We start from the raw sequence: 18571 nt of genomic DNA on the forward strand, positions 1-18571 counted from the left end.
TTAGACGCTAACGAGCTTCTCAAAGCTCGCACGCACTTCCTTCGCCAGTTCGGTCAGATGATGTTCGACACGCTTGATGTCGGGCATATCGGCGGCGCGGCACAGAAGATCGATCATGCCCGGAATGAACTCGTCGCGCGGGGCATCGCCGCCTAGACACAGGCGAATGGTCTGGCTGAGATTGGTGTAAAGCCGGTGTGCTTCAACCAGACTGTCGGCAAGGGCTGGTTCCGCATAGGCCGGGTCGAGCGATGCCAGCACCTCCTCCGTTCCAAGCGGACGCGGCTTCTTCGTCACCTTGCCGACCAGCGCCGCAAACTGGGCGATGAATTCCAGATCGACAATGCCGCCCGGTTTCAGCTTGAAATCCCAATCGTCGCGCGGTGGTTTTTCCTGATAGATCAGGTCGCGCATTTCGCGCACATCCTTGGCAATCTTCTTCACGTCACGCGGCGTTGATAGCACCTCGTCGATTTCCGCCGTGATATGCGCAATAAAATCCTCGTCGCCGTGGATCGGGCGCGCGCGCGTGAGCGCCATATGCTCCCAGGTCCAGGCTTCAGTGCGTTGATACTTGCCGAAGGATTCAATATGCGTTGCAACAGGTCCCTTGTTGCCCGAAGGGCGCAACCGCATGTCGACTTCATAGAGCACGCCCTCCGCTGTCGGCGCAGACAGCGCGGCGATCAGGCGTTGCGTCAGGCGGATATAATATTGCGACGGGGCGAGCGGCTTTTCACCGTCCGATTCATCAGCATCCGTGTCATGATCGTAGAGCAAGATCAAATCAACATCGGAACCTGCCGTCAGTTCACGACTGCCAAGCTTGCCCATGGCGAGCAGCGCGGATTTCGCGCCTTTGACCTTGCCGTGGCGACGCTGCAATTCGGCCTCCACGGCCTCGAATGCTTTGCCGATCATCAGCTCGGCCAGATCAGAAAAAGCGCGGCCGGCGCGCACGCCGTCAATCGCGCTTGTCAGCAGGCGAATGCCGATCAGGAAACGGTGTTCAGCCGCGAAGATGCGCAGCCGGTCCAGCACTTCCTCATAGTCGGTCGCGGCCCCGAGAAAGACGCGCAGCCGTTCTTCAAGATAGGAGCGGGTCGGCATTTCTGAAAAGATAGCCGGGTCGAGCAGTCCGTCGAAAACATGCGGATTGCGGGTGATGATTTCGGCCAGCCGTGGCGCGGCGCTCATGATCATCACAAGCAGATTGAGCAGGCGCGGATTGGATTGCAGCAGGCTGAAAAGCTGGATGCCCGCAGGCAGACCTTGCAGGAAACTGTCGAACCGCAACAACGACTCGTCGGCGCGCTTGGTCTCGGCGAAGGCTTTGAGGAGCGCAGGCGTCAGTTCGGTCAGGCGCTCGCGCGCTTCCGCTGACTGCGTGGCGCGATAGCGTCCGAAATGCCAGGTGCGGATGACACGGCAGATGTCGCTCGGGCGCTCATAGCCCATGGCGGCGAGCGTCTCCAGCGTACCCGGATCGTCCACATCGCCGGTGAAGACGAGATTGCCGGTCGAGGTGCCCAGTTCCGGCGCCTGTTCGAACAGGGCCGCATAGTGCTTTTCAACGATCTTGAGCGCTTCGAGGAAAACATCGGAAAACTCTGACGGATCAGCATAGCCCATCATATGGGCGACACGGGCAAAGCCTTCGTCGTCTTCAGGAAGAATATGGGTCTGCTCGTCGGCAATCATCTGGATGCGGTGTTCCACATCGCGCAGGAAATAATATTCCTTGGCCAGCGCATCGCGCGCTTTTTCCGTGATCCAGCCGCGCTCCGCCAGTTGGCCGAGCATCGGCACAGTCTGATTGCCGCGCAGTTCCGGAAAGCGTCCGCCAGCGATCAATTGCTGGGTCTGGACGAAAAACTCGATCTCGCGGATACCGCCGCGACCAAGTTTCACATTGTGCCCGCGAACGGCAATGTCGCCATGGCCCTTATGGGCGTGGATTTGCCGCTTGATCGAATGAACATCGGCAATCGCCGCATAATCGAGATATTTGCGCCAGACATAAGGGGAGAGTTCAGCCAACACCTGACGACCGGACGCGCGATCACCGGCGACGGGCCGCGCCTTGATCATGGCGGCGCGCTCCCAGTTCTGCCCGCGCCCTTCGTAATAATGCAGCGCCGCGCCAACGGGAATGGCAAGCGGCGTCGAACCCGGATCTGGACGCAAGCGAAGATCAACTCGGAAGACATAGCCATCCGCCGTGCGATCCTGAAGGATGCGGACAAGACGCCGTGTCAGACGCGAAAACGTGTCCACGCATTCATAAGGATCGCCGATGGCCGGTTTGGTTTCGTCGATGAAGACAATCAGATCAATGTCGGAGGAATAGTTCAGCTCGCGGGCGCCGAACTTGCCCATGCCCAGCACGATCCAGCCGCAATCCTTGTCGGGCTTGTTCCTGTCGGGCAGCTTGATCTTGCCCGCAGCATCCGCATCGCCCAGCAAAAAGCGCACGGCAGCACCGGTGCAGGCCTCGGCCAGATCGGTCAGCCAGCCGGTGGTGGCTTCGGTGTCGAAAATATGCGCCAGATCGCAAAGCGCGATCAGCACATGCGCTTCGCGTTTGAAGCGGCGCAGATCGGCCATAAGCGAAGCTTCGCTCGCGCCCTCCTCCATGCAGCACACGGAAACCGTCGCAAGAATGTCGTGCAATGCAGTTTCTGGCGAAGCAGAAACGATCCGGCTCAAAATAGATGGATGCCGGTTCAGCGCTTCGCGAATGAAGGGCGACAGATCGAGTACCGCTGACAGGAAGGCCGAAGCTTTCTGCGTTTCCAGCAGAGCGGCGACTTTCGGCAGTTCGTCCTCGCGGGACCGTTCAATCAGATCGGCGAGGAAAGATCGCGCCCGATCAGGATCAAGCGGCACCAGCGCACAAAGGTCTCTCTCGAAAAACAGTGCCTTTGTATCGTCAGCCGCCATGATCCCCTCATCGAATTATGCTTATTTCACCTCGCCCTGCGGCAACGGAAATTCCAGAACAGCACGCAGTCCCGGTTCGTTGCTTTCAAGACGAAGCGCGCCACCGTGCAACTTCATGACCGCCTTGGCAAGACTCAAACCGAGGCCGGAACCCGGTTGCGTACGGCTTTCCTCCAGACGCACGAAACGTTCTGTCGCCTGTTCGCGTTTTTCCTCGGGGATGCCCGGTCCATTATCGGCCACGATGATCCGCACCCAGTTAGCATCGCGCTCCATGGCGAGCGAGACATTTGCCTCGCGTTCCTCGCAACTGGCATATTTGATCGCATTGTCCACGAGGTTCGAAACTGTCTGGCCCACCAGTTCGCGGTTGATATGCAGCACCACCTCGTCCAGAGCGCCAAGCGTCAGCTTCCCATTCGCGTCTTCCGCCACCGGCTCATACATCTCCGCCACATCACGCACGATGGGCGCGACCGGCAGGTCTTCGAGGTTTTCCGTCGAATAACCAGCCTCAAGACGCGAAATCATCAGGATCGCGTTGAAGGTGCGGATCAACTGATCCGATTCGCCAATGATATCTTCCAGAGCTTCCCGATATTCCGGCCCCGCCTTTTTGCCCGCCAGTGCTTCCTCGGCGCGATTGCGCAGCCGGGTCAGCGGCGTCTTGAGATCGTGAGCAATATTATCGGAAACCTGCTTCAGCCCTTCATTCAACTCCAATATGCGCCCGAGCATGACATTGAGATTGCCCGACAACCGGTCGAATTCATCGCCCGAGCCGTTGACCGGCAGACGCCCGGTCAGGTCGCCATCCATGATACGCTGCGAGGCTTTGGATACGTCATCGATGCGCTTCAAGGCGCGGCGTCCGACCACGAGCCAGATCAAAAGCGCGCCCGCGCCCATAATGCCAAGCGCCAGCATGAGTGAACTGCGAATGATGTCGCGGAAGCGCTCCGGCTCGCCAAGATCGCGCCCGACCATCAGGCGCATGCCATTTGGCAGCGCAATTACCACGGCAACGGCGCGATGATCGCTTTCTGCCCCCTGTTCGCCATAGCGCTTGTAGACAAAGGCGCGCTCAACAATGCCGTCCGTGTCCAGCACGCCTGGTTCCACGCTTTCGACATTGCCTGCCAGAATGCGCCCCGTTGGGTCGGCGACCAGATAAAGATAAGCGCCCGGCTGGCGCGAGCGATAATCGATGCTGCGCACAAGCTGCGGAATACCGCCGCGCGCATAGCTCTTGCCGATGCTGGCCACCTCTTCGCCCAGTGCCTGTTGGGTCTGGGCGGTGAGGATCGAAGCCGACAGATTGGTCATGTAAAAGACCAATGCGACGGCCCCGACCACGAAGAGAAGCAGATAAAGAGCCGACAGGCGCACCGCCGTGGTGCGCATAAGCGCGGAAAACCGACCCATCAGTCCACCTTGGCGGCGGTCTGTTTGGCACGCCCGGCCTTCAGCATGTAACCGGCGCCACGCACCGTATGCAGCAGCGGGCCGTCAAAGCCCTTTTCGATCTTGGAGCGCAGACGCGAAATATGCACGTCGATCACATTGGTCTGAGGGTCGAAGTGATAATCCCATACATTTTCCAGCAGCATGGTGCGGGTCACCACCTGCCCGGCATGACGCATGAGATATTCGAGAAGGCGAAATTCACGCGGTTGCAGCGTGATATCGACATCCTGACGGCGCGCCGTATGCGCAAGCCGGTCAAGCTCGAGATCGCCGACGCGATAGATTGTGTCCGCCTCGCGTGGGCTGGAACGGCGCTGCAATACTTCTACGCGCGCCAGAAGCTCGGAAAATGCATAGGGCTTGGTCAGATAGTCATCGCCGCCAGCACGCAGGCCCGTCACGCGGTCATCGACTTCGCCGAGCGCAGATAGAATTAGCACCGGCGTTTCCATGCCCTTGGCCCGCAGGCCCGCCACGACAGACAGTCCATCGCGCTTCGGCAGCATACGGTCCACGACCAGCACGTCATAAGTGCCGTTTTCCGCCAGCGCATAACCGGTCTCGCCGTCACCGGCAATATCTGCCGAATGTCCGGCTTCGCTGAAAGCTTTCTCCAGATAACGAGCAGCTTCGCGGTCATCTTCAATAACGAGAATTTTCATGGCGCCACTTATAAATTACATTCGGAGATAAAGCACATCCCGAAAAGTGTAAGACAGTTTTCGGATAAGAGGTGCGTAAACAAAAACTGAGAGCGCAGATCTGATGCAATCAGATCGAAACGCGCTCTAAGACGATGCCAGGCAGTTACCCGCCTGGCATCGATTGTTCAGAAGTCGCTACGGATACCGGTCATCAACCCTGATCGATCGGCAAGGCCACGAAGCGGCTCTGATCGTTGCTCTGCAATTGCAGCAGCACAGCCTTGCGACCCGACTTGGAGGCTTCGCTGATGGCGTTGTTGATGTCTTTGGCGCTCTTCACCGTCTGGTTGTTGACGCTGACGATGACATCGCCGGAGCGAACGCCACGGTCGGCGGCATCGCTATCGGGATCGACATCGGTAACCACCACGCCGTCACCATCTTCCGAAGGCGTCACGGTCAGGCCGTAGCTGTCGAGCGTTTCGCTCTGCTGGCCGCCCTTGTCTTCATCCGTCGTACCGCCAGCCTGCTTCAGATCCTTCGGCATCGCCTCGATGGTGATGCTGATTTCTTCAGCCTTGTTCTTGCGCCAGACGCTGAGGGCTGCCTTTTCGCCCGGATTGATACCGGCAATCTTGCGGGCCAGATCACGCGGATCCTGTACCGTTTCCCCATTTACGGCGGTGATCACGTCACCGGCCTGAATGCCAGCCTTGGCTGCGGGACCATCCTTCTGCGGTGCAGCGACGATTGCGCCCTTTTCCTCGGCCAGACCAAGCGAAGCAGCGATATCCTTCGTCACCGGCTGGATCTGCACGCCAATCCAGCCGCGCTCAACCGAGCCCTTCTTGATGAGCTGATCGACAACCTGCTTTGCAGTGCCCGACGGGATTGCGAAGGCGATACCGACGCTGCCGCCCGAAGGCGAGAAAATGGCGGTGTTGATGCCGACGACCTGACCGGACAGGTTGAAAGCCGGGCCACCCGAGTTGCCCTTGTTCACAGCCGCGTCGATCTGGATGAAGTCGTCGTAAGGACCAGCTCCGATGTCACGGCCACGGGCCGAAACGATACCCGAGGTCACCGTGCCGCCGAGACCGAACGGATTGCCGACTGCAACAACCCAATCGCCGACGCGCACCTGATTGTCATCGCCGAAAGCGACATAAGTGAACTTGCGCTTGGCATCGTCAACCTTCAGCACGGCAAGGTCGGTGCGCGGATCGGTGCCGATCAGCTTGGCGTCGAGTTCGGTGCCGTCATCCATGACGACCGTATAGGCGTCACCGTCGGAAACGACGTGATTGTTGGTGACAACATAACCGTCTTCAGAGATGAAGAAGCCGGAGCCCTGTGCATAGGGGCGCTCATGACCCGGACGGCCCGGACGCTTGCCGGGGCCACGGCGACCATCGGGACGCGCATCGCCACTCGGCGGTTCCATGCCGAAATCACGGAAGAAGCGCTTCAGCGGATGATCGTCGGGCAGCTGGTCAAAACCGCGCGCACCAAAATTCTGACCGCCACGGCTATCGGCTTCCTGAACGTTCTTCTTCACGGTGACGCTGACGACGGCAGGACGTACCTTTGAAACCAGATCAGCGAAGCCGACAGTCTGCTGCGGCGGCGTCACCTGAACGGCTTCCGCGCGGGCATCGTTGAGTGCGCCAAGCGGGCCAGTCGCGACAAACGCGCCTGCAAGGGCAGCGCAAACTGCAACGGCTGCAACGCTCTTGCGGTAATGGGAAGTCTTAGCTCTGGACATCTATTTCTCCTTGCGAGCAGTAATCGGCCCGTGTTCTCGTCATCGGGAAACGAGGCCCTGAAGATCCTTTATAGAGCGCAGGATAGCTACAGCTACCTTACCGCTCAATTTCCGCAACATGAAAGTTTCGTAAGGTTGAGCGCGCGCAAGGTAGAAACTTGCTCATAAATATAGAGGATTATTTATTATTCAGAAGTCGGGAAAGCTCAGCTTTTTCGCTTTCGGAAAGCGGCTGCGCCGCTTCGCCAAGCCTGCGTCGCCCCCGAAACGCGAAGACGAGCGCCACCGCGCCGATCAGAAGCACCATGACCGGAAATCCCCAGAGCAGAACCGTGCGGGCCGACAGGCGCGGCTTCAACAGCACGAACTCACCATAACGGGCAACCACAAAATCCTTCACCTGATCGTCCGTATCACCTGCTTTCAGGCGGTCACGGACGAGAAGGCGCAGATCGCGGGCAAGCTCGGCATTCGAATCATCGATGGATTCGTTCTGGCACACCATGCAGCGCAACTCGCCGGATATGGTGCGGGCGCGCTTTTCAAGCGCCGGGTCGGGCAGAACTTCATCCGGGTTGACGGCGAGCGCCGCCGTTCCCTGAATGGCCAGAGCAACGGCAAGGGCACACGTGGCAAAGAGGTTGCGCATCTTCATGCTGCGGCCTCCGCTTCCTGCGACGAGGTCTTTCGCTTGGAGGCAGGTGCGCCGACGCGCAAGCGGCGGTCGGCCAGCGAAAACAGGCCGCCCAGCATCATAACCAATGCGCCATACCAAATGAGCGTGACCTGCGGTTTCCACCAGATACGAACGACCACCGAACCGTCGCCCGGCTCATCGCCCAGTGCCACATAGACCTGACTGAACCAGAGCGTGCGAATGCCCGATTCGGTCGTCGGCATCTGGCGTGCCGGGAAGAAGCGCTTGGATGGCTCTATCCGGCCAAGATCGCGCGCACTGGAATCGAGCAAAGTGAACGTACCGCGATTTTCCGTAAAATTCGGACCCGTCAAAGGCCGCAACCCGTCAAAACGCAACGTGTAGTCCTGAACCTTGACCGTATCGCCCGCACGCATGATGAGCACGTTTTCGGTGCCGAAGGTCGTCACGCTCACGATACCGAGCAGCGTCACGCCAAGACCGATATGCGCCAGCGCCGTTCCGAAAACGGAGCGCGGCAGCCCCTTGAAACGCGCCCAGGCCTTCGTTGCCGAAACCTTGCCGATACCGGCTTTCTGTACCAGATCGGTAAGGCTACCGAAAATCAGCCAGGCGGCGAGACCGACGCCGCAAGCCGCAAGCAGCGATTTGGCCGAAGTGGTCCAAAGCACGATACCGGCCACAACCAGCGCCAGGGCGAAAGCCGTCATCAGTCGCTGGGCCACGCCGTAAAGGTCGCCGCGTTTCCAGGCGAGAAGCGGCCCAAACGGCACCGCAAACAGAAGCGGGATCATTAGCGGACCGAAGGTCATGTTGAAGAACGGCGCGCCGACGGAAATCTTCTCGCCCGTCATGACTTCCAGCAGCAGCGGGTAAAGCGTACCGATCAGAACGGTCGCAGCGGCCGTGGTCAGGAACAGGTTGTTGAAGACCAGCGCCCCTTCCCGCGAAATCGGATGGAAAATGCCGCCAGCGGTGAGGCTCTGGACGCGAAGCGCGAACAGCGACAGGGAACCGCCGATAAAAATGGCGAGAATGGCCAGAATGAAAAGCCCGCGCCCCGGATCGGTCGCGAAACTATGCACCGAGGTCAGCACGCCGGAACGCACGAGGAAGGTTCCGAGCAGCGATAGCGAGAAGGTCAGGATCGCCAGCAGGACCGTCCAGATTTTCAGCGCCGAGCGCTTTTCCATGACCAGCGCGGAATGCAGCAAGGCGGTGCCGACCAGCCATGGCATGAAGGATGCGTTTTCGACCGGGTCCCAGAACCACCAGCCGCCCCAGCCGAGCTCGTAATAGGCCCAGTAGGAACCCATTGCGATGCCGCCGGTCAGGAACACCCATGCCACCAGCGTCCATGGCCGCACCCAGCGCGCCCAGGCTGCATCAAGACGACCTTCCAGAAGGGCGGCGACAGCAAAGGAGAAGCAGACGGAAAAACCGACATAGCCGAGATAAAGTAGCGGCGGATGAATGGCGAGGCCGATATCCTGCAAGATCGGATTGAGATCGCCGCCTTCCATCGGGGCCGGAAGGATGCGCGTGAACGGGTTCGACGTGAAGATGATGAAGGCCAGAAAAGCCACAGCGATCCAGCCCTGCACGGCCAGCACATTAGCACGCAATGTTTCAGGCAGATTGCCGGAAAATGCCGCGACCAGCGCGCTGAAAAGCGTCAGGATGAACACCCACAACAGCATGGAGCCTTCATGGTTCCCCCAGACGCCGGTGATCTTATAGAGAAGCGGCTTTTGCGAATGCGAGTTTTCGACAACGTTCAGGACCGAGAAATCGGACACGACATAGGCATGGACCAGCACCGCTGAGGACAGGACGACAAGCGCAAAAACCGCAAGCGCCGTTGGCACGGCCACCGACATGAGCTGCGTGTCGCGTCGGCGGGCGCCGATCACCGGCACGACCGACTGAACGATCGACAGAGCCAGCGCCAGCACCAGAGCAAAATGGCCGATCTCGACACTCATAGGCAGTCTCCCGGCATAATTATTTACCTTCCCACACGCCTTTGGCCTTCAGGCTATCGGCAAGATCCTTGGGAACATAGTTCTCGTCATGCTTGGCAAGCACATTGTCGGCGCGAAACACGCCATCTTGTCCGAAACGTCCTTCGGCCACCACACCCTGCCCTTCACGGAACAGGTCGGGCGGAATGCCTTCGAACACCACTTTCACGGTCTTGATCGTATCGGTGACGGTGAAGCGCAGCTCGCTGCCTTCTCGGCTGACCGAGCCTTCCTCGACCAGACCACCCAGACGAAAACGAGAACCGGACGTCAATTCCTGTTCCGTCAGATCAGCGGGCGTGCGAAAGAAACGGATGTCCTGATTGAAGGCCATCAGCATCAAGCCAACCGCCACGGCCAGAACCGCCAGCGCACCGCCGATCAACATCAGGCGCTTGCGTTTTCTCTGGCCGATTGTCCGGGCAAGACTGCCAGCAGGTTTCGGCTTGCGTGCGTTTTCTTCTGCGGTCGCGCTCATTTCTGTGCCTCTAGACCCAAGCCGGATGCAAAACTGCGAAGTTCGGTCCGCTGTTCTTCCGCAAGGGCGGTCATGCCCCGGTTCAGGGCATCAAGCGCCGCATCGCGGCGATGCAGGATCATATAGGAGCGCACGAGACGCTTCCAGCCTTCGACATCCCCGCTATTCTGGCGAAGACTTTCATCAAGACGTTGAACCATGCCCTCGATCATCGTCTGACGGTCTTCCGCCGACAGGGACGAAGCCGCTTCGATATCGTCGGATGACGGGCCTTTTTGCTCTGTCGGCTGGTTGGCCGAAGGATTGCTTAGCCGCGCAATGGCCTGTTCGACCTGACCACGCCAGGGGGCATCAGCTGGCGCCTTGTCCAGAAGGGTCTTGAGACGGGCGGCGGCGGCATCGGGGCGACCGTCCTGCATCTCGCCTTGCGCAAGATAGAATTGCGGACGCGGATCGTTCGGATCGAGCGCGACAGCTTTGTTCAGAAACGTTTCTGCCTCGGCGGTGATCGTGCCGCCGGAAACTGCGGCAAGCCCTTCGGCCAGACCCAGCAAGCGCGGGAAATTTTCGCCGTCAATGCGCATGGAAGAACGATAGGCATTCACCGCATCCGCTGGACGGCCAAGACGCATATAAATCGGCGCCAGCACATCCCAGCCGCGCGCATCGTCGGGATTTTTCGCCAGATGCGCTTCGGCCCGCGCGATCAGTTCATCAACGGAACCGCGATCAGGATTATCGGAGAGACGGTCCGCAAGCGGCATGGATGGCACGTCCGGCTTGCCAAAAAGCGGATAGACGCCCCAGGCGATCAATGGGACCGCCAGCACGGCAACCAAGGCCAGAACGCGGCCCGACTTTGTGGCCTGCGCTGCGCTCACAGCGTCCTGACTTACCTTTTCAGCACTCAGAATGCGACGGGAAATTTCAATTCGCGCCTGTTCGGCGCTTTGCGGGTCGATCATGCCGCGCGCGGCATCGGATTCGACCTCGCGCAGTTGATCGCGATAAACTTCAAGGTCGTTCTTTTCGGCAGGCAAAAAAGCCTGCTTGCGCCGCGTTAGAGGCAACAAGACAGCCAAAGTGGCTGCTAACGTCAATAATGCTGCAATCAACCAAAATCCCATGGCTACGACTTAAGCGTAGGCATGGGAAAAACCAACCTCTACCTGCCACAACTGGCCGCCTAGGGCAATTCGCCGCAAAGGCCGCCCGTGAGTTGATCAGGTCAGCGGCGTCCAGCTGCCGTCCGTGTTGCGGCAGGCGGTGCCGCGCACGGTCTGCTGCGAACCGCCAATATCGAAGGTGTGCGAATATTGGCGGCAATTCTGCGAGCCGACCTGATAAGGCTGTGCCGCAGTGACATCACCGGAGTTCGAACCGCCGCTCCAGGAAACGGCTTTGCCGGCTGGCGAATATTCAAGCGCACGATATTCGGCTTCCAGCGCTTTTTTGCGGTCGCCCGCGCTCAGCTGGTTTGCCGCATTGCCAAGCAGGCCGTTGCCCAGCGATGCGAGCAGGCTCGATTCCGGCTTTGCAGATGACGACGATCCGCCAAGCGATGTCAGCCCTCTGCCACCACCCGATGTGCCACATGCCGCCAAGGCCAGCGACAGCGCAACCATGGTCGGAACGACCAGAACCGGAGAAGAAAACCTCAATTCCATCATCATAACAAACCGGCCCTCATGAACCAATGAGCTTGCATATTATCGCATCATGCGATCTTGTAATTTCAATTTCTTAGAGCATTTCCCGCAAAAATGTGAGCCTGTTTTGCATACGGAAATGCTAAAAAGCAAAGACGCCGTTTCAGCCTAAAAGACAACCTTAATCTTCGGCAAGCGGCAACACACTGCGAACACGCAGGCCCCCGAGCGGGCTGCGGTCGAGATGCAACTGGCCGCCATATTCACGAACGGTATCCTGCACGATGGCAAGCCCCAGACCTGTGCCCGGCTTGGTTTCGTCCACGCGGCTGCCGCGTTTCAATGCGGCCTCGATCTTGTCGTCCTCAAGTCCCGGCCCGTCATCCTCGATTACGATTTCAAACTGCCGTTGCCCGCCCATTGCTGCCCCAACGGTGATATTCACCCGACGGCTTGCCCATTTTCCGGCATTTTCAAGCAGGTTGCCGATGATTTCCTCAAGGTCTTCCTTTTCACCGGCGAAGATCGCGTGCGGGAGATCATTGCGCAAGCTGACATGCAGTGCAGGGTTAAGCTTGGCGGTCACCCGTTGCATGCGCTCCATCACCGGCGCGACAGAGGTGCGGAAAACCACACTGTCCCGTTGCGCCGCTATGCGCGCACGTTGCAGATAATGCTGGATCTGCACCTGCATGGCCTCGCTCTGCTCCTGCACGACGCGGCCCTGATCGCCGCCGATGGCGCGGCCTTCATTGACCAGCACGGACAGCGGCGTCTTGAGCGAATGAGCGAGGTTGCCGACCTGCGTTCTCGACCGCTCGACGATTCGGCGGTTGTTTTCGATCAACGCATTCATTTCGCGGGCAAGCGGCGCAATTTCCATCGGCAGTGAGGCATCGAGCTTGGATGAACGCCCCTCGCGAATATCGGTGAGTGCCTGACGCACCTTGTCGAGCGGGCGCAGGCCGAACAGGATGATGGCTGCATTGATGAGGATGCTGCCGATACCGAACACCGCAAGATAGGCGGCAAGCTTCGTCCTGAAATCGGAAATCTCGTTCATGACTTCGCTGAGATTGCCCATCACGCGGAAGCGGGCCACCCGGCCCGCATTATCCAGCACGACTTCCGTTTCGACGATGAAAAGCTCTTCGCCATTGAGTCCCGGCAAAGAATAGCTGCGCATGAAGGAACTGTCGAAAGGCGCCTGCGTGATCGGCATTTCCGGGACAATGCGCCCAATCAGCGAGGGCGATTCCAGCTTGCCGCTAACATTGGGTGCGAGCGGGTCCACCGACCAGTACCAGCCGGAAAGCGGGCTTGAATAGCGCAGTTCACCCAGTTCGGGACGTCCTTGAAGCACGCCTTCCGTCGATACACTGACAGCGCCAACAAGGCTGAATAGATGTGCTGTCAGAAGCCGTTCGAAATTGCTGCGGGCGGCATCGCTATAAAGCGAGCCGATGAGGGTCGCGACCACCACCAGCGCGGCAATCACCCACAACGTCGACAATGTGACGACGCGAACGGCGAGAGAGCGAAGCGATGGGATGACGCGAAAACGCTTCAGTTGTCGTTCCCCTTCGGTTCAGCTCCGGTATCGGAGCGCATACGATAACCCATGCCGCGCACGGTCTCGATCAGATCGACACCCATCTTCTTGCGCAGGCGTCCGACGAAGACTTCAATCGTATTGGAATCGCGATCGAAATCCTGATCGTAGAGATGCTCCACCAGTTCCGTGCGGGAAACCACTTCGTCCATATGATGCATGAGATAGGACAAAAGCCGGTATTCATGCGAGGTCAGCTTCAGCGACACGCCGTCAACACTGGCCTTGGAGGTCTTGGTGTCGAGATGCAATGGACCGCAGACGATTTCCGACGAGGCATGACCGGCAGCACGACGAATGAGCGCACGAAGCCGCGCCAAAACTTCCTCGATATGAAAAGGCTTGGCGACATAATCATCCGCACCGGCATCGATACCGGCAACCTTGTCGCTCCAGCGATCACGGGCGGTCAGCATGAGCACAGGCATGGCACGGCCGTTCCGACGCCAGCGTTCCACGACGCTGATGCCGTCAATACGCGGCAGTCCGATATCGAGAATCACTGCATCATAGGGTTCCGTATCGCCCAGAAAATGACCTTCTTCGCCGTCATAGGCGCTATCGACCACATAACCGGCGGCAACCATCGCATCGGAAAGTTGCCGGTTCAGGTCCTTGTCGTCCTCAACAATCAGGATACGCAAGCGGGCTGTCTCCCTTCAAAGGATCAGATGCAACGCAAAAGCCGGTCTGCTTCTTACAACGCAAACCGGCTCTAAAACCCATGCCGGGAATTTTATCGATTGGGCACAGCCACTTCGACGCGACGCGGACGTTCACCGTCGCGACCGGGGACCAGCACGACGACAACGCAAACCGGCGCACCGTTCTGGGTGGAAGGGGTGGCCTTGGCGAGCTGTCCGCCCTGTTTGGCCGCAACCTGTTCGCCCACGGCGGCGCAGTCGCTGGCAGCGGCGATCAGAAGATTGGAGGTCTGCGGCGCAGCAATCGGCATGGCGCCAGCATCGGCAATGCCGCCGACGGGCAACAAGCCAAAACTCACCGCGAGAAGCGCGAAAACTTTGAGTGCAGAGTTCTTTTTCATCATGCCGCCTTGTATAGCGCGCGACAGCTGAACGATGCATGAACAGCCTGTTCCCGCTATAGATCTTAAAGAATATTTTCCCTTAGCTATCACGCTTTGTGAAATTATGAAATGCGCGATGTTGCCCTGATACCGCCAAAAATCGTAACAATTCCAGCGATTGCAGCCGCCAGTTGCAGTAAAACATCTGTTAGTGCTTCGGGATCTAGATGCCGTCCGCACTCCCGATAGCGCCCGCCAGCCCCTTAATTATCGGGACCTGACCGTGCGGGGAAAATACTAGGATTTGTAGTCCGTCACGTCGTTTCTCCAGAAATTATAGGCCAGCCGCCAGATTGAGTATAGCCGTATCACCAGCGTCGATTTCGTGCTGACCATCGCTACACCGACTGGAACGCATCCGCGTCGACGTCGGCGGCGCGAATTACCTTGGCATAGGTCCAGGACGGTACAGCGACCTGTTCGCTACGAACCGAAACGCCATTTTGCCAAATCTCAACTGCGTAATGTTCGCGTTCCTCGCCGAGCGGAATGTCTTCGCCAAGCGAGTTGTCGGCATCAACCCGCCCGTGCCGCCAAATAGGTGAGAACGGATTTTAGTCGAGCGAGAGCGATTGCGAGAACGTAATGTGCATATTGCGCGTTAGCGCAGAGCTAAGCTGAAAGCGCCACGCTCACTCACCCCTCGCCGTCTAAGCCAGAAATGTTTTGTAGCCCAAAAAAGCCGCGGTCGATCTCACATCATCCAGCCTTAGCGATGAGCGTTTGGCTTCGAACATCCGGCTTCCCCATTGGAGCTCCTTGCAGAAGGTAAAATGCCCGGTAGGGCCGCATTTTTAAGTCGTTCGCTGAAACGCTTACACACCCCAAGAGCCGACCAGGAGGCAAGGCTCGCCGAAGTCGATCCTATGAGCATTAGTTCCGTTCGTCCAAGTACCGCTTCAAGCGCTAACGCTTTCGTGATCTTGACGCTTGCAGCGCCACCGAAAACTATGCCGCAGATAATGCCGACCACGAAGCGGGCCGCCGCCTCTCGTCTGCCATGCGGCGGCATATAGAAAAGAGATATAATCGCGCCTGCAATTGAACCTGCCACCTTGGAGAACCACAGCCAGGCGATGTCGGACGCAAAAAAAGTGTCGTTCAGGGTGCTCATAACGACCTCCAATCTTGTTGTGAGGCTTATAGACAACCGCGCGCCTCTTCTCGTCGAGGAGAACAGGGCACACGCAAATGGCTGCGGCGGGTCGTGCGCTGGGAGTTCTGCGATAACGTTAGGTAGTAAGGAAGGCGAGAATTCTGCCCGAAAGCACCCCTGCAGCGCTGAAAGCCTTGGCTTTATGCCCATCCAAGGCAGCACCGTCCGCCGGAACGAAGACCGACAGTCTATTCGAAATTGAGCTAGTTGTTGTCACAGGGAATTCCGAGCAGCATGTGCGGGGTTTCTTAGACCGTTACTCGGTGCATAAACCCGTACGCTTAATGCGCCTGCTGAATGCCCAGCAACGTCGTTTTCCCGTACGCCCGCAGCATTATGCGAACCAAGCGCCATCAGCGCGGCTTGCAGCGGCACGGAAGCAAAAAACGTAAAGCGGGATAAAGAGATGCCAACCACCACCAAGCAAAATCCGCCACGCCTGTCTTGTCGTGATATCCAACTGCGGCACCTGTGCTCATAAAAACCCCGGAAGCGCGAGCGCCTTCGGGGTTATGAACATGTTTGGTTCGACAAGTTAATCCCGCAGTCAGCGACTGCGGTTACACTTCTTCGACCGTACCGAATGACTACCAAAGCACCGTTACGCAGTCAAGGACTTTTTTCCTATTTAACGAATATTTTCCTGTTTTATGATATGGGCTGCAAATTCCATATTTAAGCATATACTTGAAAATAACATCTGCCCGGAACATCCGCTTCACCCTCAGCTCAAAGCGCCGAATTATAAAATAGCGGGCAACATTATGTTTCTGCTGCTTTTTCACGATTGCCATTAAAAATTTGCTCCTCCCTCCTTTGGCAACCAATCGTCAACTTCCACCCACTAGGCTCCTGGCCTATTAGTTTGCTATAATAAAAGAGCAAGTTCAGTGCATTTCCCAATTCTCTAGTGCCGAAGTCAGAGTTTATGCGTCATACGGCAGACAAAGATTCCGGAAAAAAAGCAGCGGAAACCCTTCCGGGTTTCGCGCCTGATTGGACTCGACGCCTGGATTGATTCAGGCCTGTACAATCTGCATTTCCGTCTCGGCGAATGGTGGGAAAACATAACCATCTTTTCGCGCCGTTTTCGTGTGCGCGGTTTCCGGCGCTTTGTCGTCGAGGTTCTGGACGAGGGTTTTACGCTCGGCGTCGCGGGTTCTGTCGTGCTTTTGATGCTGGCGCTGCCCGCTTTTGAGGAAACCAAGAAAGACTGGCGCGCGCAGGACGATTATGCCGTCACTTTCCTTGACCGTTACGGCAATGAAATCGGCCAGCGCGGCATTCTCCACCGTCAGGCCGTGCCCATCGATGAATTGCCGGATCATGTCATCAAGGCGGTACTGGGCACCGAAGACCGGCGCTTCTTCGACCATTATGGCATCGATTTCTGGGGCCTCAGCCGTGCGCTCAGCCAGAACATGCGCGCCAATGGCGTTGTGCAGGGCGGCTCGACGATTACCCAGCAGCTTGCAAAAAACCTGTTTCTCTCCAACGAACGAACGCTGGAACGCAAGATCAAGGAAGCCTTTCTGGCGCTCTGGCTGGAAAGCAATCTGAGCAAGAAGGAAATCCTTCAGCTCTATCTCGACCGCGCCTATATGGGCGGCGGCACATTCGGTATTGCAGCCGCGTCCGAATTCTATTTCGGCAAGAACATCAAGGATGTCTCGCTCGCGGAAGCCGCCATGCTGGCGGGTCTGTTCAAGGCACCGGCCAAATTCGCGCCACATGTCAATCTGCCCGCTGCACGCGCACGCGCCAATGTCGTCTTGTCCAATATGGTGGAAAGCGGTTTTCTGAGCGAAGGTCAGGTCGCCGTCGCCCGCCGTCATCCGGCGAGTGTCATCGACCGCGCCAAGAATGAAAGCCCGGACTATTTCCTCGACTGGGCCTTCGATGAGGTGAAGCGCGTGGCAGGCCAGATGCCGCAGCACACGCTGATCGTGCGCACCACGCTGGACAGCAATATCCAGCGGGCAGCGGAGGAATCGCTCGAATATCACCTGCGCCAATATGGCAAGGACTATAATGTTGCGGAGGCCGCAACTGTGGTTCTCGCCAATGACGGCTCGGTGCGGGCGCTTGTCGGCGGGCGCGACTATGGCGAAAGCCAGTTCAACCGCGCTACCCGTGCGCTGCGTCAGGCGGGCTCGTCCTTCAAGCCTTATGTCTATGCGGCAGCAATGGAAAAGGGTCTGACGCCCAAAACCATCGTCTCCGATGCGCCCGTCAGCTGGGGCAACTGGTCGCCGCGCAATTATGGCCGCAGCTTCGCGGGTCGGGTCGACCTGACGACGGCACTCGTGCGCTCGCTGAACAGCGTGCCGGTGCGCCTCGCCAAGGATTATCTGACCACGGCACCGATTGTCGCCTTGACCAAGGCGATGGGTGTGGAATCGCCGATCTCCTCGCACAAGACGATGGTGCTTGGCACATCCGAAATGACGGTGATGGATCAGGCCACCGGCTTCAATGTGTTTCCGAATGGTGGCATGGCGGGCAATCGTCACGCCTTCACGCAGATCGTTTCTTCGGACGGTCGTGTATTGTGGGATTTCACCCGCGATGCGCCAAAGCCGCACCGCGCTCTGTCTGAAAAGGCCGCTTTCGAGATGAACTCGATGCTGGTTCAGGTGCCGGAGCGCGGGACGGGCCGTCGCGCCGCGCTGCCCATGACCCGCGTGGGCGGCAAGACCGGCACGACGCAGAACTATCGCGATGCCTGGTTTGTCGGCTTCACCGGCAATTTCACGGCGGCGGTCTGGTTCGGCAATGACAATTTCACGCCGATGAAGGATTTGACCGGCGGCATTCTGCCTGCCATGGCATGGCAGCGCATGATGTCCTATGCGCATCAAAACGTCGAACTGAAGCCGATACCCGGCGTCACGCCGCCTTTCCCCGCCCAGCCGAAAAACCCTGCGCCACAGGTGGCCAACGCCAAGCCGGAAGAAACCATGGCAGCGCCGCCACGGGTTCTTTCTCCGATGGCAACCAAGGTTCTCAAGGAGTTGCACGACCGTTTCATGGCCGCACCGCCTCTGCCGAAAATTGCCGAGCGGACCAAGATTTCGGTGCTTTGAGG

At 58.4% G+C, this 18571-nt stretch carries 13 protein-coding genes and 1 pseudogene; 1 reads left to right on the top strand and 13 read right to left on the bottom strand.

Features of this window, described 5'->3' with window-relative positions; translation table 11 throughout:
* The 13 genes from QLQ11_RS05160 to QLQ11_RS05220 all read right to left on the bottom strand — a co-directional run bounded on the left by QLQ11_RS05160 (position 1) and on the right by QLQ11_RS05220 (position 15441).
* Positions 1-2943 carry a bifunctional [glutamine synthetase] adenylyltransferase/[glutamine synthetase]-adenylyl-L-tyrosine phosphorylase gene (locus QLQ11_RS05160; RefSeq protein ID WP_371835930.1) on the bottom strand — a complete coding sequence of 981 codons (2943 nt, stop codon included), beginning with the start codon at positions 2941-2943 and terminating at the stop codon, positions 1-3.
* Positions 2944-2964: 21 nt separating this feature from the next.
* The gene (locus tag QLQ11_RS05165) at positions 2965-4371 is read right to left on the bottom strand and encodes a HAMP domain-containing sensor histidine kinase (protein ID WP_171318999.1); all 1407 of its coding nucleotides are present in this window, start codon (positions 4369-4371) and stop codon (positions 2965-2967) included.
* On the bottom strand, positions 4368-5072 hold the full coding sequence (locus tag QLQ11_RS05170; RefSeq protein ID WP_109368612.1) for a response regulator transcription factor: 705 nt from the start codon (positions 5070-5072) through the stop codon (positions 4368-4370). The genes QLQ11_RS05165 and QLQ11_RS05170 overlap by 4 nt, the downstream gene beginning before the upstream one ends.
* 193 nt (positions 5073-5265) lie before the next feature.
* Positions 5266-6819, bottom strand: coding sequence for a Do family serine endopeptidase (locus tag QLQ11_RS05175; protein WP_283735772.1), 1554 nt, complete (start codon positions 6817-6819; stop codon positions 5266-5268).
* Between the two features lie 178 nt (positions 6820-6997).
* Positions 6998-7474 (bottom strand): cytochrome c-type biogenesis protein, encoded by a 477-nt coding sequence (locus tag QLQ11_RS05180; RefSeq protein ID WP_339439868.1) that lies wholly within the window; start codon positions 7472-7474, stop codon positions 6998-7000.
* A complete protein-coding gene (locus QLQ11_RS05185; RefSeq protein ID WP_121535515.1) occupies positions 7471-9462 on the bottom strand; it encodes a heme lyase CcmF/NrfE family subunit in 1992 nt (663 codons plus the stop codon). The genes QLQ11_RS05180 and QLQ11_RS05185 overlap by 4 nt, the downstream gene beginning before the upstream one ends.
* Before the next feature lie 19 nt (positions 9463-9481).
* Complete coding sequence (ccmE, locus tag QLQ11_RS05190) at positions 9482-9979, bottom strand: cytochrome c maturation protein CcmE (protein WP_109368608.1); 498 nt, start codon at positions 9977-9979, stop codon at positions 9482-9484.
* Complete coding sequence (gene ccmI, locus QLQ11_RS05195) at positions 9976-11106, bottom strand: c-type cytochrome biogenesis protein CcmI (protein WP_121535513.1); 1131 nt, start codon at positions 11104-11106, stop codon at positions 9976-9978. Before ccmI ends, ccmE begins: the two co-directional genes overlap by 4 nt.
* A gap of 96 nt (positions 11107-11202) precedes the next feature.
* Positions 11203-11652 (bottom strand): hypothetical protein, encoded by a 450-nt coding sequence (locus QLQ11_RS05200; RefSeq protein WP_121535510.1) that lies wholly within the window; start codon positions 11650-11652, stop codon positions 11203-11205.
* A gap of 157 nt (positions 11653-11809) precedes the next feature.
* Positions 11810-13141: an ATP-binding protein gene (locus tag QLQ11_RS05205; RefSeq protein WP_235858863.1), complete on the bottom strand. Its 1332-nt coding sequence runs from the start codon at positions 13139-13141 to the stop codon at positions 11810-11812.
* A gap of 53 nt (positions 13142-13194) precedes the next feature.
* The gene (locus tag QLQ11_RS05210; RefSeq protein ID WP_109368604.1) at positions 13195-13884 is read right to left on the bottom strand and encodes a response regulator transcription factor; all 690 of its coding nucleotides are present in this window, start codon (positions 13882-13884) and stop codon (positions 13195-13197) included.
* Positions 13885-13976: 92 nt separating this feature from the next.
* Entirely contained in the window at positions 13977-14285 is a 309-nt protein-coding gene (locus tag QLQ11_RS05215; protein WP_109368603.1) for a hypothetical protein, read from the bottom strand.
* Between the two features lie 751 nt (positions 14286-15036).
* A complete protein-coding gene (locus tag QLQ11_RS05220; RefSeq protein ID WP_109368602.1) occupies positions 15037-15441 on the bottom strand; it encodes a DUF6107 family protein in 405 nt (134 codons plus the stop codon).
* Between the two features lie 970 nt (positions 15442-16411).
* Here QLQ11_RS05220 and QLQ11_RS05225 point away from each other — a divergent pair.
* Positions 16412-18569 (top strand): annotated as a pseudogene (locus QLQ11_RS05225) (transglycosylase domain-containing protein).
* Positions 18570-18571: the final 2 nt, after the last annotated feature.

The organism is Ochrobactrum sp. SSR, assembly GCF_030067775.1.
GTDB lineage: Bacteria > Pseudomonadota > Alphaproteobacteria > Rhizobiales > Rhizobiaceae > Brucella > Brucella teleogrylli.